The sequence below is a fragment of the Klebsiella sp. 1SOBk5mer genome, assembly GCF_046603115.1.
GTDB classification, from domain to species: Bacteria; Pseudomonadota; Gammaproteobacteria; order Enterobacterales; family Enterobacteriaceae; genus Klebsiella; species Klebsiella quasipneumoniae.
In genome coordinates, this window is sequence record NZ_JBKIUU010000008.1 from 26,558 (window position 1) to 51,080 (window position 24,523).

General features: G+C 59.8%; 22 protein-coding genes and 1 riboswitch. Of the genes, 13 read left to right on the plus strand and 9 right to left on the minus strand.

Translation table 11 applies throughout. The annotated features are described in order from the left end of the window. Position 1 precedes the first annotated feature (1 nt). Positions 2-1,141, minus strand: coding sequence for a UDP-4-amino-4-deoxy-L-arabinose aminotransferase (gene arnB, locus ACLH1U_RS17890; RefSeq protein WP_072421031.1), 1,140 nt, complete (start codon positions 1,139-1,141; stop codon positions 2-4). A gap of 396 nt (positions 1,142-1,537) precedes the next feature. Next, a complete protein-coding gene (locus tag ACLH1U_RS17895) occupies positions 1,538-2,044 on the minus strand; it encodes a phenolic acid decarboxylase (protein WP_167875413.1) in 507 nt (168 codons plus the stop codon). 97 nt (positions 2,045-2,141) lie between these two features. On the opposite strand from ACLH1U_RS17895, the gene ACLH1U_RS17900 reads away from it, so the two are divergent. The 8 genes from ACLH1U_RS17900 (at position 2,142) to ACLH1U_RS17935 (ending at position 9,770) form a co-directional block, all read left to right on the plus strand. Beyond that, positions 2,142-3,002, plus strand: coding sequence for a LysR family transcriptional regulator (locus ACLH1U_RS17900; protein ID WP_044524990.1), 861 nt, complete (start codon positions 2,142-2,144; stop codon positions 3,000-3,002). Positions 3,003-3,139: 137 nt separating this feature from the next. Continuing rightward, entirely contained in the window at positions 3,140-4,708 is a 1,569-nt protein-coding gene (gene nikA / locus ACLH1U_RS17905; protein ID WP_085551467.1) for a nickel ABC transporter substrate-binding protein, read from the plus strand. Next, positions 4,708-5,652 carry a nickel ABC transporter permease subunit NikB gene (gene nikB / locus ACLH1U_RS17910; protein WP_023291267.1) on the plus strand — a complete coding sequence of 315 codons (945 nt, stop codon included), beginning with the start codon at positions 4,708-4,710 and terminating at the stop codon, positions 5,650-5,652. The genes nikA and nikB overlap by 1 nt, the downstream gene beginning before the upstream one ends. Next, on the plus strand, positions 5,649-6,482 hold the full coding sequence (gene nikC, locus ACLH1U_RS17915) for a nickel ABC transporter permease subunit NikC (protein WP_117132889.1): 834 nt from the start codon (positions 5,649-5,651) through the stop codon (positions 6,480-6,482). Before nikB ends, nikC begins: the two co-directional genes overlap by 4 nt. Further along, complete coding sequence (gene nikD, locus ACLH1U_RS17920; protein ID WP_117132888.1) at positions 6,482-7,246, plus strand: nickel import ATP-binding protein NikD; 765 nt, start codon at positions 6,482-6,484, stop codon at positions 7,244-7,246. Before nikC ends, nikD begins: the two co-directional genes overlap by 1 nt. Next, positions 7,243-8,034, plus strand: coding sequence for a nickel import ATP-binding protein NikE (gene nikE / locus ACLH1U_RS17925; protein ID WP_023291270.1), 792 nt, complete (start codon positions 7,243-7,245; stop codon positions 8,032-8,034). Before nikD ends, nikE begins: the two co-directional genes overlap by 4 nt. Beyond that, entirely contained in the window at positions 8,022-8,420 is a 399-nt protein-coding gene (nikR, locus tag ACLH1U_RS17930; RefSeq protein WP_023291271.1) for a nickel-responsive transcriptional regulator NikR, read from the plus strand. Before nikE ends, nikR begins: the two co-directional genes overlap by 13 nt. Before the next feature lie 98 nt (positions 8,421-8,518). Next, positions 8,519-8,700: riboswitch (M-box (ykoK) riboswitch) on the plus strand. Between the two features lie 56 nt (positions 8,701-8,756). After that, the gene (locus ACLH1U_RS17935; protein WP_023291272.1) at positions 8,757-9,770 is read left to right on the plus strand and encodes a magnesium transporter; all 1,014 of its coding nucleotides are present in this window, start codon (positions 8,757-8,759) and stop codon (positions 9,768-9,770) included. Between the two features lie 37 nt (positions 9,771-9,807). Here ACLH1U_RS17935 and ACLH1U_RS17940 read toward each other — a convergent pair whose 3' ends face one another. Beyond that, positions 9,808-11,001 carry an NAD(P)/FAD-dependent oxidoreductase gene (locus ACLH1U_RS17940; protein ID WP_032454294.1) on the minus strand — a complete coding sequence of 398 codons (1,194 nt, stop codon included), beginning with the start codon at positions 10,999-11,001 and terminating at the stop codon, positions 9,808-9,810. Positions 11,002-11,230: 229 nt separating this feature from the next. On the opposite strand from ACLH1U_RS17940, the gene pitA reads away from it, so the two are divergent. Continuing rightward, the gene (gene pitA / locus ACLH1U_RS17945) at positions 11,231-12,727 is read left to right on the plus strand and encodes an inorganic phosphate transporter PitA (protein WP_004204940.1); all 1,497 of its coding nucleotides are present in this window, start codon (positions 11,231-11,233) and stop codon (positions 12,725-12,727) included. 59 nt (positions 12,728-12,786) lie between these two features. Here the strand turns inward: pitA and uspB are convergent, their stop codons facing one another. Then, positions 12,787-13,122: a universal stress protein UspB gene (gene uspB / locus ACLH1U_RS17950; protein WP_002921203.1), complete on the minus strand. Its 336-nt coding sequence runs from the start codon at positions 13,120-13,122 to the stop codon at positions 12,787-12,789. 382 nt (positions 13,123-13,504) lie between these two features. Between uspB and uspA the strand changes: the two genes are divergently transcribed. Next, complete coding sequence (uspA, locus tag ACLH1U_RS17955; protein WP_004145166.1) at positions 13,505-13,942, plus strand: universal stress protein UspA; 438 nt, start codon at positions 13,505-13,507, stop codon at positions 13,940-13,942. Between the two features lie 255 nt (positions 13,943-14,197). Continuing rightward, positions 14,198-15,673, plus strand: coding sequence for a dipeptide/tripeptide permease DtpB (gene dtpB, locus ACLH1U_RS17960; RefSeq protein ID WP_130941803.1), 1,476 nt, complete (start codon positions 14,198-14,200; stop codon positions 15,671-15,673). Positions 15,674-15,812: 139 nt separating this feature from the next. Here the strand turns inward: dtpB and rsmJ are convergent, their stop codons facing one another. The 3 genes from rsmJ to ACLH1U_RS17975 all read right to left on the minus strand — a co-directional run bounded on the left by rsmJ (position 15,813) and on the right by ACLH1U_RS17975 (position 20,069). Continuing rightward, complete coding sequence (gene rsmJ / locus ACLH1U_RS17965) at positions 15,813-16,565, minus strand: 16S rRNA (guanine(1516)-N(2))-methyltransferase RsmJ (RefSeq protein ID WP_032429010.1); 753 nt, start codon at positions 16,563-16,565, stop codon at positions 15,813-15,815. A 7-nt stretch (positions 16,566-16,572) separates the two neighbouring features. Then, complete coding sequence (prlC, locus tag ACLH1U_RS17970; RefSeq protein ID WP_050534349.1) at positions 16,573-18,615, minus strand: oligopeptidase A; 2,043 nt, start codon at positions 18,613-18,615, stop codon at positions 16,573-16,575. 182 nt (positions 18,616-18,797) lie between these two features. Beyond that, a complete protein-coding gene (locus ACLH1U_RS17975; protein ID WP_261901972.1) occupies positions 18,798-20,069 on the minus strand; it encodes an acid phosphatase in 1,272 nt (423 codons plus the stop codon). A gap of 193 nt (positions 20,070-20,262) precedes the next feature. On the opposite strand from ACLH1U_RS17975, the gene ACLH1U_RS17980 reads away from it, so the two are divergent. Both ACLH1U_RS17980 and gorA read left to right on the plus strand, forming a co-directional pair. Next, on the plus strand, positions 20,263-21,105 hold the full coding sequence (locus tag ACLH1U_RS17980; protein ID WP_004204945.1) for a 23S rRNA (adenine(2030)-N(6))-methyltransferase RlmJ: 843 nt from the start codon (positions 20,263-20,265) through the stop codon (positions 21,103-21,105). A gap of 72 nt (positions 21,106-21,177) precedes the next feature. Further along, entirely contained in the window at positions 21,178-22,530 is a 1,353-nt protein-coding gene (gorA, locus tag ACLH1U_RS17985) for a glutathione-disulfide reductase (RefSeq protein ID WP_032454297.1), read from the plus strand. A 32-nt stretch (positions 22,531-22,562) separates the two neighbouring features. On the opposite strand, the gene ACLH1U_RS17990 is transcribed toward gorA, so the two are convergent. After that, positions 22,563-23,654 (minus strand): serine hydrolase domain-containing protein, encoded by a 1,092-nt coding sequence (locus ACLH1U_RS17990; RefSeq protein WP_065882861.1) that lies wholly within the window; start codon positions 23,652-23,654, stop codon positions 22,563-22,565. 195 nt (positions 23,655-23,849) lie between these two features. Continuing rightward, positions 23,850-24,473, minus strand: coding sequence for a glutathione S-transferase family protein (locus ACLH1U_RS17995; protein WP_048298718.1), 624 nt, complete (start codon positions 24,471-24,473; stop codon positions 23,850-23,852). Positions 24,474-24,523 lie beyond the last annotated feature (50 nt).

Below are 24,523 nucleotides of genomic sequence, written 5' to 3' on the forward strand. Positions count from 1 at the left end.
ATCAACGTCCTGACAGCTGGCGCAGTGCGGAAATGACGCGAGTGACATCGTCATCGGTCATGTCCGGGAACAACGGGAGAGAACAGATGCGGGCGCTGTTCCATTCGGTATTCGGCAGGGAAACCTCAGGGAAGCGCTCGCGGTAATATTTTTGCGTATGGGCCGCACGGAAGTGCAGACCGGTGCCGATACCCATCGCCTTCAGCTTTTCCATCAACGCGTCGCGGCTGATGCCGCACGCAGCCTCATCGACGCGGATGATAAACAGATGCCAGGCGTGCTGGTGATCCCAGGCCGGGACGGTCAGGGGCGTAAACGGCGTGTCCGCCAGTTCGCGCAGATAGCGCTGGGCAATTTCCGCCCGCCGCTGGTTGGCGTGAGGCAGTTTTTCCAGCTGGACCAGCGCCAGCGCGGCGTTGATGTCGGCAAGGTTGTATTTAAAGCCCGGAGCGATCACCTCCGCCTGCGGCGCGCGGCCGTGGGTCTGGCGGTCATAGGCGTCCACGCCGAGGCCATGGAATTTCAGGCTACGGATGCGGGAGGCCAGCTCGTCGTCGTCGGTGACAACCAGCCCGCCTTCAGCGCAGGTCATATTTTTGATCGCGTGGAACGAGAAAATCGCGGTCCCCTGCCAGCCTACGTGGCGGCCTTTATAGTGGGTCCCCGCCGCATGGGCGGCGTCTTCGATCACCGGAATGCCATGGCGCTCGCCCACCGCGCGAATGGCGTCGATATCGGCTGGCGCCCCCGCGTAGTGCACAGGAATAATCGCTTTGGTCCGCGAGGTGATCGCCGCTGTCACCGCCTCAGGGGTGATCATCAGATTGTCGTTATCGACATCGATCATCACCGGCGTGGCGCCCAGCAGGCAGATCATATTGAGGGTGGAGACCCAGGTCTGGGACGGCGTAATGACTTCATCGCCGGGGCCAATACCCAGCGCCATCAGGGTCACGTGCATCCCGCCGGTCGCTGAACTGACGGCAATCGCGTGGCGGTTGCCGGTCAACTGGCAGAATGCCGCTTCAAGTGCCTGATTCTTCGGCCCGGTGGTGATCCAGCCCGACGCTAAAACTTCACGCAGCGCTGCCAGCTCTGCGTCGCCCATCGACGGGCGCGAAAAAGGCAAAAAATCGCTCATCATCATCCTGTTCTGTAGATGACCCACGCACAAATCAGGGTCGTTAGAATAAAATATCCTGCGCCTGTGGACTTAAACGAAATTAAAATGAAGTGAGTTCAGCGCGGCATTCCATTTCAGGGTATTTCGACCACTATTAATGTAGTTGACCTTGCTTAGGATAATATTAAGAAATTAATCTTTTCTCAGCACGGCCAAATAAATCATTAAGAAACAGAATGATAGGTTTTATTTATGGCAGAATTTTGACAAAAAAACGTTCCTGTCTGGAAAAGCAAACAGGAACGCTATCGCGGAAAGTAAACGGGGGTTAAACCAGATAACAATTAATGACGCTGTCTTTGTCACGCTTGATGACAAAAAGTTAGCGCAGATCACAAAGTTATTTCTGCTTAATTACAAATTTGCAGGAAAATCCGCAGGCAATTCACTCGCCGGGCAATTAATTACCTCATCATTATCTGCGCCACAGTCGCGAATGAAGGTGATGGTGGCGAACTCGTCAATCACTTCTGTCGGGTAGGCCGGGCCGGCATCGCGGTAAGAATTCATCAGCGGAATGTGATCGTTCTGGAAGCAGACGGTTTTTTCCGGGTTATTCATGATCCAGCGCGGGAAGAAGATGGTGCCGTGGAACAGTTTATCGCCCAGGTTGACGATCAGGCTCACGTCGGTACCGGTCGGTTCGGTCCAGGAGATTTTGTAGATACTTTCCCCCACCCGCACGATGTACGCTTCCTGATCTTTCACCCAGCGATTGCCGACGATGCCGCTGTGAATACGGTAGTCGAGGGTATGGTCGTTTTTGACGTAAATTTCGTAGTTCCAGCCGTTGTCGTAGGTGTAGACCAGATGTTTACCGATAAAGCCGCTGAGGTCATGTTTGTCGAAAGTGCTCATCATTTATTCTCCTCTGTGTTGTTGAGGACAGCATACGTCTTTAAAAATTGAATGAATAACGCTATGTTTGGATTAAATACATCCAAATTTTAGATTGATTATGCACAAGACAACCCTGGAGCAGTGGGCATTACTGGAAAAGGTCGTGGAACTCGGGAGCTTTGCCAGAGCGGCGGAGGAGACCAACCGCAGTCAGTCTTCGGTGAGCTATAACCTCGCGCTGCTGCAGGAGCGCTTAGGGGTGGCGCTGCTGGCGCCGTCCGGTCGGCGGGCGGTGCTGACCCCGGCCGGCGAACTGCTGCTGAATCAGGTCAAACCGTTGCTGCAGGCCTTCGCCTACGTTGAAACGCATGCTGCCACTCTGCGCAACGGGGCGCGCACCCGTCTGGACCTGGTGGTCGACAGCATTTTCCCGCGCCAGCGGCTGTTCGCCATTCTGCGCCAGTTTCAGCAGCGTTATCCGCAGACTCAGGTCAGACTCACCGAAGTGCTGGAAAATATTGATGACGAGGGCGCGGCGCGAACGGAAGCCGATGTCATGGTTCTGACCCGCCGCCAGGATATTACCGGCCGCGGAGAGTGGCTGATGAATATTGATTTTATCGCCGTCGCCCACCGCGACCATCCTCTCGCCGCCCTCGACGGTCCGCTGGAGGATAGCGCGCTGGCGCCATGGCCGCTGGTGCGCATTGCCGACCAGACCGGCGATGGCCAGGCGACGCGTGACGCCTGGACCTTCTCCACCATTGACGCGGCCATTGATGCGGTGATGTATCAGGTCGGCTTCGGCTGGCTGCCGGAAGAGCGCATTCGTTCCCATCTCGATCAGGGCGTGCTGAAGCGGCTGCCCCTCAGCCACGGCGCGCGCCGCGCGACGCCGCTGCATCTGATCGTCAAGCGGGATCTGGCGCCGATCGACGAACAGGTGGCCACGCTGCTGGGGTTGTTCCGGACGCCCTAAGGGGTAAGGCGGCGCCTGCCCCTGCGCATAATCATACGGATTACTTATACTTTCCGGCGCAATATTGATCCAGGTTACTCCGAAAGTATGATGAATCACTAAAATCGTCATACTTTCCTGTCGCTGAGAACGCCGTCTTGTCTATTTTCCGCCTCACTCTGCTGGCGCTGGTCGCCTGCGCCCCTCTGCTGGCTCAGGCCGCGCAGCACTCGCTTACTACCGCCTGGCCGGTGAACGTCGGCCCGCTGAATCCGCATCTCTATACGCCCAACCAGATGTTTGCCCAAAGCATGGTCTATGAACCGCTGGTGAAGTATCAGGCTGACGGCAGCGTGCAGCCCTGGCTGGCGACCCGCTGGCGCCACTCCGCCGATGGTAAAACCTGGTGGTTTACCCTGCGCGAGGATGTGACCTTCTCCAACGGCGAACCCTTTAACGCCCAGGCCGCGGCGGCTAATTTCCAGGCGGTGCTCGCCAACCGCCAACGCCACGCCTGGCTTGAGCTCGCCAATCAGATAACCGACGTGCGGGCGCTCAGCGCCAGCGAGCTGCAGCTCACCCTGAAAAGCGCCTACGCCCCCTTACTACAAGAGCTGGCCCTGCCCCGCCCGTTCCGCTTTATCGCCCCCTCGCAGTTTATCGATGGCGGCACCGCCAACGGCATCAAAGCCCCGATCGGCACCGGGCCGTGGCGACTGGCGAGCTCGCAGCTCAATCAGCGCGACGTGCTGGTACGCAACGAACGCTACTGGGGTAATCAACCCGCGCTACAGCAAATCACCATCAAAGTGATCCCCGACGCCACCAGCCGCGCGGTGGCGTTCGAAACCGGGGAAATCGACATGCTCTACGGCGACGAGGGGCTGCTGCCGCTGGATACCTTCGAACGCTTTCGTCATCACCCCGGCTACGCGGCTCGTCTCTCCGCCCCGGCGGAGACGGTGATGCTGGCGCTGAACGCCAGCCAGGGCCCGACCCACGAGCAGGCGGTTCGCGAGGCGCTCAACTACGCCGTCGACAAGCAGACCCTCGTCGATAGCGTGCTCTACGGCACCCAGCAGGTTGCCGACACCCTGTTTGCCCCCTCGGTCCCCTACGCCCCGCAGGATCTGACGCCGCGCCGTTACGACCCGGCAAAAGCCCGCGCCCTGCTGGCGCAGGCCGGCTGGCAGCAACCGGAAGGCCAGCCCTGGCGACAAAAGGCCGGGCAACCGCTGGCGATTGAGCTGGCGTTTATCGGCACCGACGCGCTGGCTAAATCGATGGCCGAAATTATTCAGGCCAATCTGCGGGAGGTCGGCGTCCGCGTCACCCTGGTGGGCGAGGAGGAGAGCAGCATCTATGCGCGCCAGCGCGAAGGGCGGTTCGGCATGATCTTCAATCGCACCTGGGGCGCCCCCTACGATCCGCATGCCTTTTTAAGCTCGATGCGCGTGCCCTCCCATGCCGATTATCAGGCCCAGCGCGGCCTGCCCGACAAGGTGCTGATTGATAAAGAGATTAGCGAGGTGCTGACCACCAGCGACGAGGCGCAGCGGAAACGGCTGTACCACGATGTGCTGAGCCGCCTGCACCAGGACGCGGTGTACCTGCCCATCAGCTATGTCTCGCTGATGTCGGTTGCACGCCAGGAGGTCGGGGTGATCCCGTTCGCGCCGGTGAGCACCGAGATCCCTTTCGACCAGATTAAACCGGTAACGCCATAATGTTACGCTATATTTTACGCCGCCTGCTGCTGCTGATCCCGCTGCTGCTCGCCGCCTCCGCCATCATCTTTCTGCTGCTGCGGCTCGGCACCGGCGACCCGGCGCTGGATTATTTACGCCTGTCGAACCTGCCGCCCACTGAAGAGATGGTCGCCTCGACCCGCGAACTGCTGGGGCTCAACCAGCCGCTGGCGATGCAGTATCTGCACTGGCTGTGGCGGGCGCTGCACCTGGACTTTGGCCTCTCCTATGCCACCCGGCGACCGGTGCTGGATGACCTGCTGCACTTCCTGCCGGCCACTCTGCTGCTCACCGGCGCGGCGCTGGCGCTGATCCTCGTCACCTCGCTGCCGCTGGGGATCTGGGCGGCGCGCCATCGCGATCGCCTGCCGGACTTTGCTGTGCGGCTGATTGCCTTCCTCGGCGTGTCGATGCCGAACTTCTGGCTGGCCTTTCTGCTGGTGATGCTCTTTTCCGTGCATCTGCAGTGGCTTCCGGCGATGGGGTACGGCGACTGGCAGCACCTGATATTGCCCGCCGTCTCCATCGCCTTTATGTCGCTGGCGATCAACGCCCGTCTGCTGCGCGCCAGCATGCTGGAGGTCTCCAGCCAGCGTCACGTGGTGTGGGCGCGGCTGCGCGGCTTGAGCGCGCGCCAGGTGGAACGGCGGCATATCCTGCGCAACGCCACCCTGCCGGTGGTGACCGCCATGGGCATGCACATTGGCGAGCTGATCGGCGGCACCATGATTATTGAAAATATCTTTGCCTGGCCGGGGGTCGGCCGCTACGCGGTTTCCGCGATCTTCAATCGCGATTACCCGGTGATTCAGTGCTTTACGCTGATGATGGTCACGGTGTTCGTGCTGGCTAACCTGGCGGTGGATGTGCTCAACGCGGCGCTCGACCCGCGCCTGCGCCGCCATGAGGAGGTGAGCGTATGAGATGGCTGCGAAACTTCCGCTGGCCGGTGAAACTGGCCCTGCTGGTTATTGCGCTGCTGGCGGTCATCGCCATCGGCAGCGGCTGGTGGCTACCTTGGGATCCGGCGGCGATTAACCTGCAGCAGCGACTGCTGCCGCCAGGGGCAGCGCACTGGCTGGGGACCGATCATCTAGGACGGGATATTTTCTCGCGCCTGCTGGCCGCTACCCGCGTCTCGCTGGGGGCGGTAATGGCCTGCCTGCTGCTGGTGCTGCTGATCGGTCTGGCGGTTGGCGGCAGCGCCGGGCTGCTGGGCGGCCGCGCCGACCGCGGCCTGATGCGCCTCGCCGAACTGTTTATGACCTTTCCAACCTCGATCCTGTCGTTCTTTATGGTGGGGGTGCTCGGCGCCGGGCTGACCAACGTGATCCTCGCCATTGCGCTATCGCACTGGGCCTGGTACGCCAGAATGGTGCGTAATCTGGTGGTCTCCCTGCGCCAGCGCGAATTTATCCTCGCCGCCCGCCTGAGCGGCGCCAGCCAGTGGCGGCTGTTCAGCGACCATCTGGCAGGGGCGGTGATCCCCTCGCTGCTGGTGCTCGCCTCACTGGATATCGGCCATATGATGCTTCACGTGGCCGGCATGTCGTTCCTTGGCCTCGGCGTCAGCGCGCCGACGGCGGAATGGGGGGTGATGATCAACGACGCCCGGCAGTATATCTGGACCCAGCCGCTGCAGATGGTCTGGCCGGGGCTGGCGCTGTTCATCAGCGTGATGGCCTTTAACCTGCTGGGCGACGCGCTGCGCGATCGCCTCGATCCTCACCTGATCGCGGAGCATAGCCACTGATGCCGCAGAAGATCCAACTGCAACAGATCGCCCTTGCCGCCGACCGCCCGCTGGTCAGCGACGTCTCTCTTACCCTGCGCCGCGGCAAGGTGCTGGCGCTGCTCGGCAGCAGCGGCAGCGGGAAATCGCTTACCTGCGCCGCCGCGCTGGGCCTGCTGCCGCCCGGCGTCAGCCAGACCGCCGGCCGGGTGTTGCTTGACGGCATGCCGGTGCACAGCGAACCGCTGCGCGGCGCGACTATCGCCACCATCATGCAGAACCCACGCAGCGCCTTTAATCCGCTGCATACCATGGCCGCCCACGCCCGGGAAACTTGCCGGGCGGCGGGACGCGAAGCGAATGACGCCGCCCTGCTGGCGGTGATGGAAGAGGTGGGTCTGGATAATCCGCGCTCGCTGCTCAGCCGCTATCCCTTCGAGATGAGCGGCGGCATGCTGCAGCGGATGATGATCGCCCTCGCCCTGCTCAGCCGCGCGCCCTTTATCATCGCCGACGAGCCGACCACCGACCTCGATGCCATCGCCCAGGCGCGGATCCTCGATCTGCTGGCGGATATCGTCGCCAGCCGCGGTCTGGGGCTGCTGCTGGTGACGCATGACATGGGCGTTGTGGCGCGGCTGGCGGATGACGTGACGGTCATGGAGAACGGTCGCCTCGTTGAACAGTGCGATGTAAACACGCTGTTCAGCGCCCCACAGCACCCGCTGAGCCAGCGCCTGCTGGCGGCGCATCTGGCGCTGTACGGACTGGAGAAAACAGCATGAATTTACTCAGCGTCAACGGGGTGAGCCACGATTATCCCCACCACGGCAGGGTCCTGCACGAGATCCAACTCGCCATCGCCCCCGGCGAAACGGTGGCCCTGCTCGGGCGCAGCGGCTGCGGCAAGAGTACCCTGGCGCGGATGCTGGTGGGCCTGGAAACGCCGCAGCACGGCGATATTGTCTGGCGCGGCACACCGCTGACCGCCCTGAAGGGCGAGGCCGTCGGCGCCTTCCGCCGTGATATTCAGCTGGTGTTTCAGGACGCCTTCAGCGCGGTGAATCCGCGCAAAACGGTGCGCGAGATCGTCAGCGAGCCGCTGCGCCATCTGTTCCGCTTGTCGCGCGAGGAGCGCGCACGGCGGGTGGAAGAGATGCTGCACGCGGTCGACCTTTCCACGACGCTGCTCGATAAACGCCCGGCGCAGCTCAGCGGCGGACAGCTGCAGCGCGTCTGCCTGGCTCGCGCCCTGGCGGTGCGGCCGCAGCTGTTGATCCTGGATGAAGCGGTCTCGAATCTCGATCTGCTGCTGCAGGCGGAGATTATCGCCCTGCTGAAGCGCCTGCAGGCCCGGTTTGGCACCGCCTGCCTGTTCATTACCCACGACCTGCGGCTGGTGGAGCGCTTTTGCCAGCGGGTGCTGGTGATGGAGCACGGACGCATCGTCGAAACCGCAACGGTCAGTCTACCGCTGCGCCTGCGCTCTCCTGCCGGACAGGCGCTCCAGCAGGCGGTGCTGCCACCTTTTCCTGCCACTCTGCTCAACGAGGCCATGCCATGCAGCGCGTAACCCTGACCCTTGATGATGACCTGCTGGCCGCTCTCGATGCGCTCAGCGCCCGCCGCGGCTACCATAACCGTTCGGAGGCGGTACGCGATATTCTGCGCGACGCCCTCAACCAGGATCCCGCGCCGTCGGAGCCGCGGCGCGGTTATGCCGTCCTGTCATATGTCTACGAGCATGAAAAACGCGAACTGGCGAGCCGGCTGGTGGCCACCCAGCATCATCATCACGATCTCTCCGTCGCCACGCTGCATGTGCATATCAGCCATGACGACTGCCTGGAGATTGCGGTGCTGAAGGGAGACATGGCCGAGGTGCAGCATTTTGCCGACGACGTGATTGCCCAGCGCGGTGTGCGCCATGGGCATTTGCAGTGTTTAGCGGATGATTAACTATTTGAAAATGACTGAGTGGTTTATCAACAGTTGATAAACCACATAAACTATACGCTTGGTGAATTATCCCTCTTCGCCAATAATGGCGCCTCATTTAACGATCTCGTTATGGCGAGGCTCCTGCATAAATACAAGTTACCGCCCTGTTGGTATCGAGAGAGACCACTCAGGGAAATACAGGCTTCCATCGAATCAAGGTGTTGCCAAGGTAACTTCTGGCGGTCATGACCGTTCAGATACGTTATGCAGTGCTAAAACCAGGACGTAGGGATCTGCCTGCGCTAACCCTGTCTTGTTCGCCCCTATGAGTGATTTTTTATAGGGATTTTAATCATGTCTTCCATTCAACTCTGCGCCGCCCATCAGGCGACCTCTGGCTTCGACGGCGATGCCATCGCCCAGTACATGCGTACCGACTTTATTACGCTGCAGGAACATCTCAGCGTCCATGAAGCGCGGGAGCACTTTATCTCACAGCTCACCAGCGATGATATTCCCGGCCAGGTGTTTGTGGTCGCCGGCAAGAAGCTGCGCGGCAGCCTGTCGGTCAAAAAGCTACTGCAGGAAGGGGATGTCGGGCAGTCTATCCGCTACCTGATGGACAGCTGCCTGTTCCGCGTCAAACCTGACGATGAACGCCCGCAGGTGATTGCCGAGCTCAACGAGCGCGGCCTCGACCTGGTTCCCGTCGTCGATAAAGGCGAGCTGGTCGGCTGCCTGATGGAAAAGGAGATCGCCCATCTGCTGGAGGATGACGTCACCGAGGACGCCCAACTGCAGGGGGCGACGCTGCCGCTGGAAAAACCGTATCTGGACATCAGCCCCTGGACGCTGTGGAAGAAACGCTCGGTGTGGCTGCTGCTGCTGTTCGTGGCCGAAGCCTACACCAGCAGCGTGCTGCAGCATTTTGAAGAGGCGCTGGAATCGGCCATCGCGCTGGCCTTCTTTATTCCGCTGCTCATCGGTACCGGCGGCAACAGCGGAACGCAGATCACCTCAACGCTGGTGCGCTCGATGGCGCTGGGAGAAGTACGGCTGCGCGATATGGGGCGGGTGATCCGCAAAGAGGTATCGACCTCATTTCTGATTGCCTTAACGCTGGGGCTGGCGGGCTGCCTGCGCGCCTGGATGATGGGCATCGGCATGGAAATCACGCTGATCGTCAGCCTGACGCTGGTATGCATTACCCTGTGGAGCGCGATTGTCTCGTCGGTCATCCCGATGGTGCTTAAACGGATCGGCATCGACCCGGCGGTGGTTTCCGCGCCGTTTATCGCCACACTGATCGATGGCACCGGACTGATCATCTATTTCAAAATCGCCCAGTATTTTCTTGGGTTGAACTAACCTACACGCCCGGGCGCCGAATGCCCGGGCCCTTAGTTTAAGCGTCCACCAGCGCCTGCGCGCAGGCCCAGGCGCTTGACCACGCCCACTGGAAGTTATACCCGCCGAGCCAGCCGGTGACGTCCATCACTTCGCCGATAAAGTAGAGGCCCGGCGCCTTGCGCGCCTCCATAGTACGCGACGAGAGCTCATTGGTGTCCACGCCGCCGAGGGTCACCTCCGCCGTCCGGTAGCCTTCGGTGCCGTTCGGCTGCACGCGCCAGGCGGTCAGCGTCTCCACCAGCGCCTGCTGATCGCGAACGTTCAGCTGCTTCAGCGTGACATCAGGAATTTGCCCCAGCTGCTGCAGGCACTCCACCAGCCGCTTCGGCAACTGCATCGCGAGGGTGTTTTTCAGGCTCTGGTTGGGATGCGCGCCGCGCTGCTCGTTAAGGAAGTCTTCAAGATTGCAGTCCGGCAGCAGATTCACGGTGACGAACTCGCCGGGCTGCCAGTAGCTGGAAATTTGCAGCACCGCCGGTCCGGAAAGGCCGCGATGGGTGAACAACAGATTTTCGCGGAACAGGGTGCCGTTCTCGGCGGTGATGGTCGACGGCACCGAGACGCCGGAGAGAACCTGCAGCTGCTCAAGCAGCGGCTTGTGCAGGGTAAACGGCACCAGACCCGCACGGGTCGGCAGCACCTTCAGGCCGAACTGTTCGGCGATTTTATAGCCGAACGGCGAGGCGCCAAGGCCCGGCATCGACAAGCCGCCGGAGGCGATCACCAGCTTTTTGGTCGCCAGCGTTTCGCCGTTCACCTGGAGCCGGTAGCCTTGCTCGTCGCGCTCGACGCTGAGGATTTCGCTGCGCAGGCGGATCTGCACGCCGCCCTTTTCGCATTCCGCCAGCAACAAATTGACGATCTGTTCCGCCGAATCATCGCAAAACAGCTGACCGAGGGTTTTCTCATGCCAGGCGATGCCATATTTGCCGACCAGCTCGATAAAGTCCCACTGGGTGTAGCGCGCCAGGGCAGATTTGCAAAAATGCGGGTTTTGGCTCAAATAGGCCGCCGGCTCAACATACATATTGGTAAAGTTGCAGCGACCGCCGCCGGACATCAGAATTTTTCGCCCCGGCTTTTTGCCGTTGTCGAGCAGCAGAACGCGACAGCCGAGCTGCCCCGCCTGCGCTGCGCAAAACATTCCCGCCGCTCCGGCGCCAACGACAATGGCATCAAACCTTTCCACAGCGCATTCCTCGTTCCCCAATTGTCGGGTTTTGTAAATATTTCACTCTGGTCACACCAGCGGGAAAAATCCCGCATTAGATACATCATTGAAAGATATAGGATTACTCCCAACAGGGTAAAACCTAAACAGGAAGAAAATCAAAAAAAGTCTATATTTCACTTTGCCCGCGCCGCTAAAGTCACTGATAATGCGCCGCGTTCATGTCCTCAAAATGGCGTAACGTCCTATGCTACATTTATTTGCCGGTCTGGATTTACATACCGGACTATTATTATTGCTTGCTTTAGCTTTTGTACTGTTTTACGAAGCGATTAACGGTTTCCATGATACCGCAAACGCGGTGGCTACGGTTATCTACACTCGCGCTATGCGCTCACAGCTCGCTGTGGCGATGGCGGCGCTCTTCAACTTCTTCGGCGTTCTGCTGGGGGGTCTCAGCGTAGCTTATGCCATCGTGCATATGCTGCCGACCGATCTGCTGCTTAACATGGGTTCCGCACATGGCCTCGCCATGGTGTTCTCTATGCTGCTGGCGGCGATCATCTGGAACCTCGGCACCTGGTACTTCGGTCTGCCGGCATCCAGTTCCCATACGCTGATCGGCGCTATCATCGGGATCGGTCTCACCAATGCCTTAATGACCGGTACGTCGGTCGTTGACGCGCTGAATATCCCGAAAGTCATCGGCATTTTTGGATCGCTGATTATCTCGCCTATCGTCGGCCTGGTGATCGCGGGCGGCCTGATTTTCCTGCTGCGTCGCTACTGGAGCGGCACCAAGAAACGGGCGCGTATCCACCTGACCCCAGCGGAGCGTGAAAAGAAAGACGGCAAGAAAAAGCCGCCGTTCTGGACCCGTATCGCCCTGATCCTGTCCGCTATCGGCGTGTCGTTCTCTCACGGCGCTAACGATGGACAGAAAGGCATTGGTCTGGTGATGCTGGTCCTGATTGGCGTCGCCCCGGCGGGCTTCGTGGTGAATATGAACGCCTCCGGTTACGAAATCACCCGTACCCGCGATGCGGTCAACAACGTGGAAACCTTCTTCCAGCAGCGCCCTGACCTGCTGAAGAAAGCCACCGGCGTTGACCAGCTGGTTCCCTCTCCGGACACCAATACCGCGGCCAACGGCGAGTTTCATTGTCATCCGGCGAACACCATCAACGCCCTTGACCGCGTGAAGACCATGCTGACCGGCGTTGAGAACTACGAGTCGCTAAAACCGGAACAGCGCGGCCAGCTGCGTCGTATCATGCTCTGCATCTCCGACACCACCGACAAAGTGGCGAAACTGCCGGACGTGAGCGCTGACGACCAGCGTCTGCTGAAGAAACTGAAAACTGATATGCTGAGCACCATCGAGTACGCGCCAATCTGGATTATCATGGCGGTCGCACTGGCGCTGGGTATTGGCACCATGATCGGCTGGCGCCGCGTGGCGACCACTATCGGTGAGAAGATTGGTAAGAAGGGCATGACCTACGCCCAGGGGATGTCGGCGCAGATGACCGCGGCGGTCTCTATCGGTCTGGCGAGCTACACCGGGATGCCGGTCTCCACCACCCACGTACTCTCCTCCTCGGTAGCGGGGACGATGCTGGTGGATGGCGGTGGTCTACAGAAAAAGACGGTGACGAGCATTCTGATGGCCTGGGTGCTGACCCTGCCGGCAGCGATTATCCTTTCAGGCGTCCTTTACTGGCTCTCCCTGAAGCTGATTTAAGCGTTATTCGTTCAAAACGGGCCAGCTTGCTGGCCCGTTTTTTTATCCCGAAGATGCCGTCAGTGCCAAATCATCAACGCAATCAGGCTCACCACCACCAGGCCGCACAGGGCGCTGGTCAGAATAAACTGGCGACGAACACGTTCGCAGCGACGAATAAATTCATCGTCATGATGGTCACGGTAGCGCTGGGCATAGATATACCACACCAGGCGCATCTGTTTGCTGGGCTGCCCGTGCGAGGTAAAAAAGCCGCCGCCATCGACGTACTGATAGAGCAAGGGATCGCAACCACGTAGCACAACCAATAATGCACGCAACGATGAGAAGTAGCGTGCCATATTCACCACACAAACGACACACAGGGCCCAAAACAGCGCAATAGTGCTGATCATACCTCCTCCCCGGCGACCCGCCCACGGAGAAACCCTCCGCGGCTACCGCTCCCCAAATAACCGACGACAATACCGTAAAGAGTGCGATTCCGATCACATTTATTTTTCCGACCGGCTCATTAAATAGTGTAGGAGATCCATTAATTTTTTTACCACAAGGTTATTCGTTATCAATACGTAAGACGGATAAATTTGTTTAACTTTTAGGTGAACCCAGTGCATTGACGGAGTGCGGGGGGCGCTATAAGGTAAGAAATATCTTCTACAATGAAGTCCTTAAAGGCTACCCTCCCGCGAATGTAGCACGCAGGACGCGGGCGAAACGGCAGCGCCAGCTGTCAGGTCCAATGGTCATCGACAAACTTATGGAAGGAGTAACACTATGGCTTACAAACATATTCTGATTGCAGTAGACCTGTCCCCGGAGAGTAAAGTACTGGTTGAAAAAGCCGTTTCTATGGCCCGCCCGTATAACGCGAAAGTCTCCCTAATCCACGTGGATGTGAATTACTCCGACCTCTACACCGGGCTGATTGACGTGAACCTCGGCGACATGCAAAAACGCATCTCCGAAGAGACCCATCACGCGCTGACCGAACTCTCGACCAACGCCGGCTACCCGATCACCGAGACCCTGAGCGGCAGCGGCGACCTGGGCCAGGTGCTGGTCGATGCGATTAAAAAATATGATATGGACCTGGTGGTCTGCGGCCACCATCAGGACTTCTGGAGCAAGCTGATGTCCTCTGCCCGTCAGTTGATCAACACCGTCCATGTCGACATGCTGATTGTCCCGCTACGCGACGAAGAAGACGAATAACCGTCCCGTTGTGTCATGCCAGACGCCCGCCGCTGCGGGCGTTTTTATTTTCGCTTCCGCCTCGCCAGACAATAGAGCTTAACTCCATAAAAAAGCCATTCAATTAGTGTGATCAACCAGTTATTCACTAAAACATCTATATAATAATCTATTCAATAAGCCAATAACCGCAGCATGGCGAGTTATCAGACATTTTCGGCGCGTTCTGGCATACGCGTTCATACTTTTTGGGAAAGTAATACAAGGCGAAGGAATATGAATACAACTGCACCTACGGGCTTGCTGCAGCAACCTCGTCCGTTCTTTATGATCTTCTTTGTGGAGCTCTGGGAACGTTTTGGCTATTACGGCGTTCAGGGGATCCTGGCGGTCTTCTTTGTTAAACAGTTGGGCTTCTCTCAGGAACAGGCCTTTATCACCTTCGGCGCCTTCGCGGCGCTGGTTTACGGGCTGATCTCCATCGGCGGCTACGTGGGCGACCATCTGCTGGGGACCAAACGCACGCTGGTGCTCGGCGCGATTGTGCTGGCCATCGGTTACTTTATGACCGGGATGTCGCTGCTGAAACCGCAGCTGATCTTTATCGCCCTCGGCACCATCGCCGTCGGCAACGGTTTGTTTAAAGCCAACCCGGCGAGCCTGCTGTCAAAATGCTATCCGCCGAAGGATGCCCGTCTCGACGGGGCGTTTACCCTGTTTTATATGTCGATAAACATCGGTTCGCTGCTGTCGCTGTCGCTGGCGCCGGTGATCGCGGAAAAGTTTGGCTACGCGGTGACCTATAACCTGTGCGGCGCGGGGCTGATTATCGCGCTGCTGGTCTACCTCGCCTGCCGCGGGATGGTGAAAGAGATTGGTTCCGAGCCCGATCATCGCCCCCTCAGCCTGCGCAATCTGGCGCTGGTGCTGGCCGGTACGGTGGTAATGATTTTTCTCTGCGCCTGGCTGATGCATAACGTGATGATCGCCAACCTGGTGCTGATTGTCCTGTCGGTCGTGGTCATTGCGTTCTTTTTCCGCGAGGCGTTTCGCCTTGATAAAACCGGGCGCAACAAAATGTTCGTCGCCTTTATCCTGATGATCGAGGCGGTGCTGTTTTACATTCTCTACGCCCAGATGCCAACCTCGCTGAACTTCTTCGCCATCAATAACGTCCATCATCAGATCCTGGGTTTTACCATCAACCCGGTCAGTTTCCAGGCCCTGAACCCCTTCTGGGTGGTGGTGGCCAGCCCGGTGCTGGCGGCGATCTACACCCATCTCGGCCACAAGGGTAAAGACCTGACCATGCCGGTGAAATTTACCCTCGGGATGTTCCTCTGCGCGCTGGGTTTCCTTACCGCCGCGGCCGCCGGGATGTGGTTCGCCGACGCCCAGGGATTAACCTCGCCGTGGTTTATTGTGCTGGTTTATCTGTTCCAGAGCCTGGGCGAGTTGCTGATCAGCGCCCTGGGGCTGGCGATGGTCGCCGCGCTGGTGCCGCAGCATCTGATGGGCTTTATTCTGGGGATGTGGTTCCTGACCCAGGCCGCCGCGTTCCTGCTCGGCGGCTATGTGGCGACCTTCACCGCGGTGCCGGAAAATATCACCGACCCGCTGCAGACGCTGCCCGTTTACACCAGCGTGTTCAGTAAAATTGGCCTGGTGACCCTGGGGGTCACGGTAGTGATGGCGCTGATGGTGCCGTGGCTGAACCGGATGATTAATACCCCGGGGGAAGCTAACCGGTAGAGATGATCGTCGGTTTGCGCCTTACTCAGCCCGGCCTGCGGGAATGATATCCATCTGATATATAAATGATTATGTAGGCCGGGTAAGGCGCAGCCGCCACCCGGCAACATGACGGCGCGATGCCTGATAGATTGCAAATTTACGCCGGCGTGCCGGCGTAAATATCAAACCGATGCCCTTTGGTCACCACCGCGTTCGGCGTGGCGACTTCCGCCAGCGGCGGCGCGTAATCCGGGCGCTTCACCACCACCCGTTTGGTCGCCAGCTGGCGCGCCGGGGCCAGCAGGCCATCGGCGTCTAAATCGGGCCCCACTAGCGACTGAAAGACGCGCATCTCTTTCTTCACCAGCGCGCTTTTCTGCTTATGCGGGAACATCGGGTCGAGGTAGACCACCTGCGGACGCGGGGTAATATCGGTCAGCGCCGTCAGGCTGGAGGCGTGGATCAGCTGCAGCCGCTCCTGCAGCCAGCCGCCGATTTCCGCATCGGCATAGCCGCGGGCCAGGCCATCGTCGAGCAGCGCGGCGACCACCGGATTACGCTCCAGCATCCGCACGCGACAGCCGACCGACGCCAGCACAAAGGCGTCACGCCCCAATCCGGCGGTGGCATCGACGACATCCGGCAGATAATCGCCTTTAATACCGACCGCTTTGGCCACCGCTTCACCGCGGCCGCCGCCAAACTTGCGCCGGTGGGCCATCGCCCCGCCGACGAAATCGACGAAGATACCGCCGAGTTTGGGCTCATCGCGCTTACGCAGCTCCAGATGCTCAGCGGTCAGCACCAGCGCCATCAGGTTATCGTCATCCTGCTCCAGCCCCCAGCGGGCGGCTAAAACAGATAAGGCGCCGTCTCCGGCGCCCGTTTCATCAATTAAGCAGATCTTCACCGCAGACTTAACCCTTGATCCCGTAATGCTCCAGCATCGCATCCAGCTGCGGCTCGCGCCCGCGGAAGCGTTTGAACAGCACCATCGGCTCTTCAGAACCGCCGCGGCTCAGGATGTTATCGAGGAACGACTGACCGGTTTCACGGTTGAAGATCCCCTCTTCTTCGAAGCGTGAGAAGGCGTCTGCCGCCAGCACGTCGGCCCACAGGTAGCTGTAGTAACCCGCCGCGTAACCGCCGGCGAAGATATGGCTGAAGGCGTGCGGGAAGCGGCCCCAGGTTGGGCCCGGCACCACGGCGACCTGCTTTTTAATCTCCGCGAGGGTCTCAAGGATTTTCGCCCCCTGCTCCGGCTTGTACTCCGCGTGCAGGCGGAAATCGAACAGGCCGAACTCCAGCTGGCGCAGAATAAACATCGCCGCCTGGTAGTTTTTCGCCGCCAGCATTTTCTCCAGCAGCGCCTGCGGCAGCGGTTCACCGGTTTCATAATGACCGGAGATAAAGGCCAGCGCTTCCGGCTCCCAGCACCAGTTTTCCATAAACTGGCTCGGCAGCTCGACCGCGTCCCACGGCACCCCGCTGATGCCGGAAACCCCGGCGGTATCAATGCGGGTCAGCATGTGGTGCAGACCGTGGCCGAACTCGTGGAACAGGGTGATTACTTCGTCGTGGGTGAACAGCGCCGGTTTGCCGTTGACCGGACGGTTGAAGTTACAGGTCAGGTAGGCGACCGGCTTCTGCAGGGAACCATCCAGCTTACGCATCTGGCCGACGCAGTCGTCCATCCACGCCCCGCCGCGCTTGTGCTCGCGGGCATACAGGTCGAGATAGAAGCTGCCGCGCAGCTCGTCGTGTTCGTCATACAGCTCGAAGAAGCGCACTTCCGGATGCCACACGTCGACATCGGTACGCTCTTTGGCGGTAATGCCGTAAATGCGCTTCACCACTTCAAACAGACCGTTAACGGCTTTGTTTTCCGGGAAATAGGGGCGCAGCTGCTCATCGCTGATGCTGTAGAGATGCTGTTTCTGTTTTTCGCTGTAGTAAGCGATGTCCCACGGCTGCAGCTCTTCGACGCCGAACTCGGCTTTAGCGAAAGCGCGCAGCTGGGCCAGCTCTTTTTCGCCCTGCGGACGGGCGCGTTTTGCCAGGTCGGTGAGGAAATCGAGCACCTGCTGCGGATCCTCCGCCATTTTGGTGGCGAGGGATTTAAAGGCGTAGCTGTCAAAGCCCAGCAGTTGCGCCAGCTCGTGGCGCAGGGCGAGGATCTCCGCCATCACCGGGCTGTTATCCCATTTACCGGCGTTTGGCCCCTGGTCGGAGGCGCGCGTGGAGTAGGCGCGGTACATCTCTTCGCGCAGCGCCTGGTTGTCGCAGTAGGTCATCACCGGCAGGTAGCTCGGGATATCCAGGGTCAGCAGATACCCTTCCTGCTCTTTGGCCTGGGCCTGCGCCTGAGCGGCGGCCAGCGCGCTTTCCGGCATACCGGCCAGATCGGCGACGTCGGTCACCAGCTTGTTCCAGCCCATGGTGGCGTCAAGGACGTTGTTGCTGTACTGGTTGCCCAGCTCAGAGAGGCGCGCGGCGATTTCACCGTAGCGTTTCTGCGCCTCCGGCGGCAGGCCAATACCGGATAATTCGAAATCGCGCAGCGCGTTATCCACCGCTTTTTTCTGCGCGGTATTCAGCGTGGCGTAGTTATCGCCATCGCGCAGATCGCGGTAGGCTTTATACAGGCCTTCATGCTGGCCGACCCAGGTGCTGTACTCGGAGAGCAGCGGCAGCGTCTGTTCGTAGGCCTCACGCAGTTCCGGGCTGTTTTTTACCGAATTGAGATGGCTGACAGGCGAGAAGATGCGTCCCAGCACATCGTCCACTTCCGCCAGCGGCTGGCAAAGATTTTCCCAGCTATACGGCGCGCCGTGCGCCACCGCGCTTTCCACCGCGGCCCGGCAATCCTCCAGCGCTTTGGTGACCGCAGGGACCACGTGCTCTGGTTTGATCGCAGAAAAAGGCGGCAGGGAAAAAGGCGTCAGTAATGGATTGGTCATATGCGCTGTCCTGTTGAAAAGGGTGAGTGAAGCGCGCGTCCGGCGCTTATGCATGAGATCTAGAATGGGGGATAGTTGGGGGAATTTCAATGACGGGCGGTGCGTCAGCCTGGGTATTGCTGCGATAAGTCCGCCCGTTGCCGGAAAAGCGCGACACGCGGCGCAGCGTGCCGGAAACCGCATTAATGCCTTTTTTGCGCCATCTCCCAGGCCGCCGACAGATTCAGCCGCTGCCAGAACTGCTGTTCGGGGGTGGCGCCGGAGAGCGGGTAGCCCGCCGGCAGCGCGGTGTTGACCATCAGCGCCCGACGCTGGGCCGCTGACAGCTGCGGCAGGGCAGCCTCCAGCAGCACTTCCGCCCCCTCCGGCGCCTGCAGGCGCGGCTGCGGCCCCTTCTGCCGCGGCAGGTCGTAGGTCATGGTGAAACGAGTGAAATCACGCATCGCCGGATCGCGCCAGGGATCGTCTTTCACACTGCTCTTCGCGCACTCGGCAAGCGACGTACCGCAGGCTTTCGCCAGCGCGGCGCGCAGCTGATCGCGGGCTTCGTTAAATAATACCCGGTAGCGCGGATCGTTAAGATAATGGGCCACGTTGCGCTCGGCCACCATCCGCGAGCCGATCACGTCCAGCGGATAGTGGACGCCCAGCACGATGCGCGAGTAGCCATAGCGGGCGCCGCGCGCCACCAGCGCGTCGTAGCGCTCCGGGATCATCGCCGCCAGCAGCAGCGCATCGGTATAGCCAGTGTTGGTGTGGCCGCTGGGGAACGAGCCGCCGTCGGCGGTATAGGGCTGGTTATCCTTTACCACCACGTCGTCCGGCACCAGGTGAATGGTGTTGCCCTGGACCAGGAACGGCCGCGGATTGTGGAAGTGCTTTTTCGCCTCGCCGGTGCTGACTTCCGAGGCTTTGATCAGCGCCGCCGCTTTCCCCAGCGCGCCCTGGTCATAGGCGGTCAGAAACGCGTTGCCCAGACGAGGCCCCAGCGCGTCGCTGAGGAAATAGAGGTAGCTAATCCCTTGCGCATCGGCCAGCGCCTGACGGCGGGTGGTCTGCACGGCGTCGCGGTTGATGGCGGTCACCGTCGCCAGGTTCTGCTTCACGACGGTCTCCGGCAGACTGCTGAACGCCGACAATAGCGCAATATCCGCCTGCTGGTTTGCCCGGGTCTGGAAGTCGTAGCCGCTGGCCTTCAGCCAGGCGGTATCGGCCTGGGTTTTGTTTTGTTTCGTGTGCGCCAGCCGATCGCGGGTCAGCGTCGCGGCATCCCCTTGCAGCGCGTGGCGCAACTGCGCCAGCGCCTGTTGCTCAAGATCGTCATACGCCTGGCTGGAGGCAGCCGGCGTCACGCTATTGGCGAGGGCCGCCGCCCTGTTCAGCGGGATGTCTTTAGCCAGAACCGGTTGCGCCAGCAGCAGCGCGACGGCCAGCAGCGAGAGTTGCTTTTTCATTATTTTTCCTTTTATTCAAACAATTACCTTGCCTGTATCCGACGCTAGCGCGGCCGTTTGACGCTTTTATGACAGCGTTATGTTTTGCAACGCTTTTGGCAGAAATGAAACAGCGCGGCGGCGCAGCGGTAATCTCGGCCGATCTGCGGTAAACTATCGGTTAACTTGTTTATTTCCCGGAATCTCTGCATCCATGCTCAGTTATCGCCACAGCTTTCACGCAGGCAACCACGCCGACGTCCTCAAACACACCGTTCAGAGCCTGATCATTGAAGCGCTGAAAGAGAAAGAAAAACCGTTTCTCTACCTGGACACCCACGCCGGCGCGGGCCGCTATCAGCTGAGCGGCGAGCACGCCGAGCGTACCGGCGAGTATCTCGAAGGCATCGCCCGCATCTGGCAGCAGGACGACCTGCCGGCAGAGCTTGAGCCCTATATTTCGGTGGTCGAACACTTCAACCGTAACGGCCAGCTGCGCTACTACCCGGGTTCTCCGCTGATCGCCCGCCAGCTGCTGCGCGAGCAGGACAGCCTGCAGATGACCGAGCTGCACCCGAGCGACTTCCCGCTGCTGCGCGCCGAGTTTCAGAAAGACAGCCGCGCGCGCGTCGATAAAGCCGATGGCTACCAGCAGCTGAAAGCCAAACTGCCGCCGGTCTCGCGCCGCGGTCTGATTCTGATCGACCCGCCGTACGAAATTAAAACCGACTATCAGGCGGTGGTGACCGGAATTAACGAAGGCTACAAACGCTTCGCCACCGGCACCTACGCGCTGTGGTACCCGGTGGTGCTGCGCGCGCAGATCAAACGCATGATCAAAGACTTAGAAGCCACTGGCATTCGCAAGATTCTGCAGATTGAGCTGGCGGTACGTCCTGACAGCGACCAGCGCGGCATGACCGCCTCCGGGATGATCGTCATCAACCCGCCGTGGAAGCTGGAGCAGCAGATGAACAATGTGCTGCCGTGGCTGCACAGCAAGCTGGTGCCGGCCGGTACCGGTCACACGACCGTCAGCTGGATCGTGCCGGAGTAATCGCAACCATCGGTGGAACCTTTTACGCCTCGCGTTACAATCGCGGCAATCAACGATTAAGGACATATGGGCATGAGCAAACATTATGATTACCTCGCCATCGGCGGCGGTAGCGGCGGTATCGCCTCGATTAACCGTGCGGCCATGTACGGCCAGAAGTGCGCGCTGATTGAAGCCAAAGCGCTGGGCGGCACCTGCGTCAACGTCGGCTGCGTGCCGAAAAAAGTGATGTGGCATGCGGCGCAGATCCGCGAAGCGATTCATCTTTACGGCCCGGACTACGGTTTCGATACCACCATCAACCATTTCGACTGGGAGAAGCTGGTCGCCAGCCGCAGCGCCTATATCGACCGCATTCATACCTCCTACGACAACGTGCTGGGTAAGAACAACGTCGACGTGATCAAAGGCTTTGCGCGCTTTGTCGATGCCCACACCGTGGAAGTGAACGGCGAGACCATTACGGCCGATCATATCCTGATCGCCACCGGCGGCCGTCCGAGCCACCCGACCATTCCGGGCGTGGAATACGGTATTGATTCCGACGGTTTCTTCGAACTGCCGGCGCTGCCGAAGCGCGTGGCGGTGGTCGGCGCGGGCTACATCGCCGTTGAGCTGGCGGGGGTGATTAACGGCCTCGGCGCTGAAACCCACCTGTTCGTGCGCAAGCACGCGCCGCTGCGCAGCTTCGATCCGCTGATCGTCGAAACGCTGGTGGAAGTGATGAACGCCGAAGGTCCGCAGCTGCATACCAACGCCATCCCGAAAGCGGTGGTGAAGCATGCCGACGGCAGCCTGACCCTTGAGCTGGAAGATGGCCGCAGCCAGACCGTTGACTGCCTGATCTGGGCGATTGGCCGCGAACCGGCGACCGATAACTTCAACCTGGCGGCTACCGGCGTGAAAACTGACGATAAAGGCTACATCGTCGTCGATAAGTTCCAGAACACCAGCGTGCCGGGCATCTACGCCGTGGGCGATAACACCGGCGCCGTTGAGCTGACCCCGGTGGCCGTGGCCGCAGGCCGTCGTCTCTCCGAACGCCTGTTTAACAACAAACCGGAAGAGCATCTGGACTACAACAACATTCCGACCGTGGTCTTCAGCCACCCGCCTATCGGCACCGTCGGCTTAACCGAACCGCAGGCGCGCGAGCAGTATGGCGACGACGCCGTGAAGGTCTACAAATCCTCCTTCACCGCGATGTACACCGCTGTCACCTCGCACCGCCAGCCGTGCCGCATGAAGCTGGTGTGCGTCGGCCCGGAAGAGAAGATTGTCGGTATCCATGGCATCGGCTTCGGGATGGATGAGATGCTGCAGGGCTTTGCGGTGGCGTTGAAGATGGGCGCCACCAAAAAAGACTTCGACAACACCGTCGCTATTCACCCAACGGCGGCAGAAGAGTTTGTCACCATGCGCTAAGGCGCGCAGCCCCGTCTCCGGACGGGGCTTTTTTATTGCGCCGCCAGGTGACGCAGGATCTGGTGGCCGATATAGTTGCTCCAGTTAAAGCTGTTTTGCAGCACCACCACCGCATTCTGATTCGCTTTATCAAAACCGATATAGCTCGAATAGCCGCCGATGTACCCCACCTGATAGGTTAATTGCTGCTCGCCGAACGTGTCTGTTACCCAGGCGATATTCGCCGCTTCAATCCGTCGCGGATAATAGTCGACGCTAACGTCGCGGAACGCCTGGTCCAGCGCCGCCTGACCGGTGGGCGCGAAGTGGGCGCGGGCATAGTGAATCAGATCCCCGGCGTCGCTGTACAAACTCGCCGCGCCGACCATGTTATGACGGAACTGCCAGTCCGGCGTCAGCGCGCCGCGGGGTTTAAACTTCGGCTGATCGCCAGCATGGCCCAGCGCCCGCCACGGATAATCACGCAGCGTTTGCGGCAGGAAGCTGGTGTTCCCCATCGCCAGCGGGCGGAAGATCATCCGCGAGGCCAGCGTCTCAATCGATTCGCCAGTCTGGTACTGGAGAAGATAGCCGAGGATCGCGTAGCCGAGGTTGGAGTAACTCGGCGCCGGTTCCGCCGGGGCCTGGAAATGCTGCAGATAACTCAGTACGCCATCGGCATCGAGCTCATGGTAGAAGTTCTCGCCATCGTTGAGATAGGCCAGCAGGTGCTCAAGCGACAGCATATTCATCGGTTGCCGCGGCAGCCCTGAGGTATGCGTCACCAGCTGCAGCAAGGTTATCTTACGGGCATCCTCACTCAGCGCGGTACCCGGCGGCAGCAGGGTCTGCAGCGTGTCGTGCCAGTGGAAACGGCCCTCGTTCACCAGCATCGTGACCACTTCGGCGGTAACCCCTTTGCTCAGCGAGCCGAGGGCAAACAGCGTATGCGGGGTTATCGGGTAGCGATGTTGGTCATCGGTCACGCCGAAGCAGTGAAACTCCGCCGGGCCGTTATGATGAATAATTGCCACCACCATGCCGCTGACCTGCTTCTCGCGCATGTAATGCCTGACATAATCATCGACGGAAAGCCGCTGACCGTTGCGCCCTGTCAGACTGGTTTCATTGCTGGGCGGGCTCATTTGCGACAGCGTGCCGGAACAGCCTGAAATCAACAGTAATGCCAGTAGCACAAGGCCTAACCGTTTTTTCAAACTGCACCTGCCTGCCACACGTTATTTGGGATGGGATAAAAAACAGACGCGGGATCGTAGCGGCATTACCCCGCCAGTGCAAAGCGAATACGCTGAAAAATCGATAAGGCCCTGGCCCGTTCGCTACGCCACGCCGTTATTTCCATGGCGCATAAACGCCGGGCGCTGATTGAGCGCCATATACCAGCGCTCCACGGCCGGCATTTCCGGATGGGCAAAGGGCGTCATCTTCCAGCGATGCACCGACAGGCCCAGCACAATATCCGCCAGGGTGAAGCGCTCGCCGGCGACCCACGCCCCGGTCCGCTGCAGCTGCGCTTCGACAATGCGCACGCAGTGGGTCCAGGCGGCAATGCTCTCTTTAATCGCCGCCGGATCCTGAAAGCGGGGATCTTTACGCACCAGCCCCATAAAAGCATGGCGCCAGGCATTATTGAACTCGGTCGCCTGCCAGTCCATCCAGTGCTCCACCTCGGCGGCGGGCTGCGGCTCGGCGGGCAGCAGATCCCAGCGCTCCGCTTTTCGCGCCAGATAGCGGCAGATACTGTTCGACTCCCAGAGCACAAAGTCATCGTCCAGCAGCACCGGCACCAGGCTGTTAGGATTCAGGCGCTGAAATTCGGGGGTGTCCAGGGGCTTAAACCCGCTGCCGTAATCCTCCTGCTGGTACGCCAGCCCGATCTCCTCGCAGGTCCACAGCACTTTCCGTACATTGATTGAAGAGCGTTTGCCCAGAATTGTTAGCATCGTCAGCGATTCCTCAGCCATAAAAGAGAGTTCATTCACTCTACTCTATT

What these genes read in the sequence shown, in the direction of transcription:
- nikD (WP_117132888.1), top strand. Translation starts at nt 6,482, where the DNA reads ATGCCGCAGAAGATCCAACTGCAACAGATCGCCCTTGCCGCCGACCGC.
- nikB (WP_023291267.1), top strand. Translation starts at nt 4,708, where the DNA reads ATGTTACGCTATATTTTACGCCGCCTGCTGCTGCTGATCCCGCTGCTG.
- ACLH1U_RS17995 (WP_048298718.1), bottom strand. Translation starts at nt 24,473, where the DNA reads ATGCTAACAATTCTGGGCAAACGCTCTTCAATCAATGTACGGAAAGTG.
- nikC (WP_117132889.1), top strand. Translation starts at nt 5,649, where the DNA reads ATGAGATGGCTGCGAAACTTCCGCTGGCCGGTGAAACTGGCCCTGCTG.
- ACLH1U_RS17975 (WP_261901972.1), bottom strand. Translation starts at nt 20,069, where the DNA reads ATGAAAAAGCAACTCTCGCTGCTGGCCGTCGCGCTGCTGCTGGCGCAA.
- arnB (WP_072421031.1), bottom strand. Translation starts at nt 1,141, where the DNA reads ATGAGCGATTTTTTGCCTTTTTCGCGCCCGTCGATGGGCGACGCAGAG.
- gorA (WP_032454297.1), top strand. Translation starts at nt 21,178, where the DNA reads ATGAGCAAACATTATGATTACCTCGCCATCGGCGGCGGTAGCGGCGGT.
- ACLH1U_RS17895 (WP_167875413.1), bottom strand. Translation starts at nt 2,044, where the DNA reads ATGATGAGCACTTTCGACAAACATGACCTCAGCGGCTTTATCGGTAAA.
- uspA (WP_004145166.1), top strand. Translation starts at nt 13,505, where the DNA reads ATGGCTTACAAACATATTCTGATTGCAGTAGACCTGTCCCCGGAGAGT.
- ACLH1U_RS17980 (WP_004204945.1), top strand. Translation starts at nt 20,263, where the DNA reads ATGCTCAGTTATCGCCACAGCTTTCACGCAGGCAACCACGCCGACGTC.
- prlC (WP_050534349.1), bottom strand. Translation starts at nt 18,615, where the DNA reads ATGACCAATCCATTACTGACGCCTTTTTCCCTGCCGCCTTTTTCTGCG.
- pitA (WP_004204940.1), top strand. Translation starts at nt 11,231, where the DNA reads ATGCTACATTTATTTGCCGGTCTGGATTTACATACCGGACTATTATTA.
- nikE (WP_023291270.1), top strand. Translation starts at nt 7,243, where the DNA reads ATGAATTTACTCAGCGTCAACGGGGTGAGCCACGATTATCCCCACCAC.
- nikR (WP_023291271.1), top strand. Translation starts at nt 8,022, where the DNA reads ATGCAGCGCGTAACCCTGACCCTTGATGATGACCTGCTGGCCGCTCTC.
- uspB (WP_002921203.1), bottom strand. Translation starts at nt 13,122, where the DNA reads ATGATCAGCACTATTGCGCTGTTTTGGGCCCTGTGTGTCGTTTGTGTG.
- ACLH1U_RS17935 (WP_023291272.1), top strand. Translation starts at nt 8,757, where the DNA reads ATGTCTTCCATTCAACTCTGCGCCGCCCATCAGGCGACCTCTGGCTTC.
- dtpB (WP_130941803.1), top strand. Translation starts at nt 14,198, where the DNA reads ATGAATACAACTGCACCTACGGGCTTGCTGCAGCAACCTCGTCCGTTC.
- ACLH1U_RS17900 (WP_044524990.1), top strand. Translation starts at nt 2,142, where the DNA reads ATGCACAAGACAACCCTGGAGCAGTGGGCATTACTGGAAAAGGTCGTG.
- ACLH1U_RS17990 (WP_065882861.1), bottom strand. Translation starts at nt 23,654, where the DNA reads ATGAGCCCGCCCAGCAATGAAACCAGTCTGACAGGGCGCAACGGTCAG.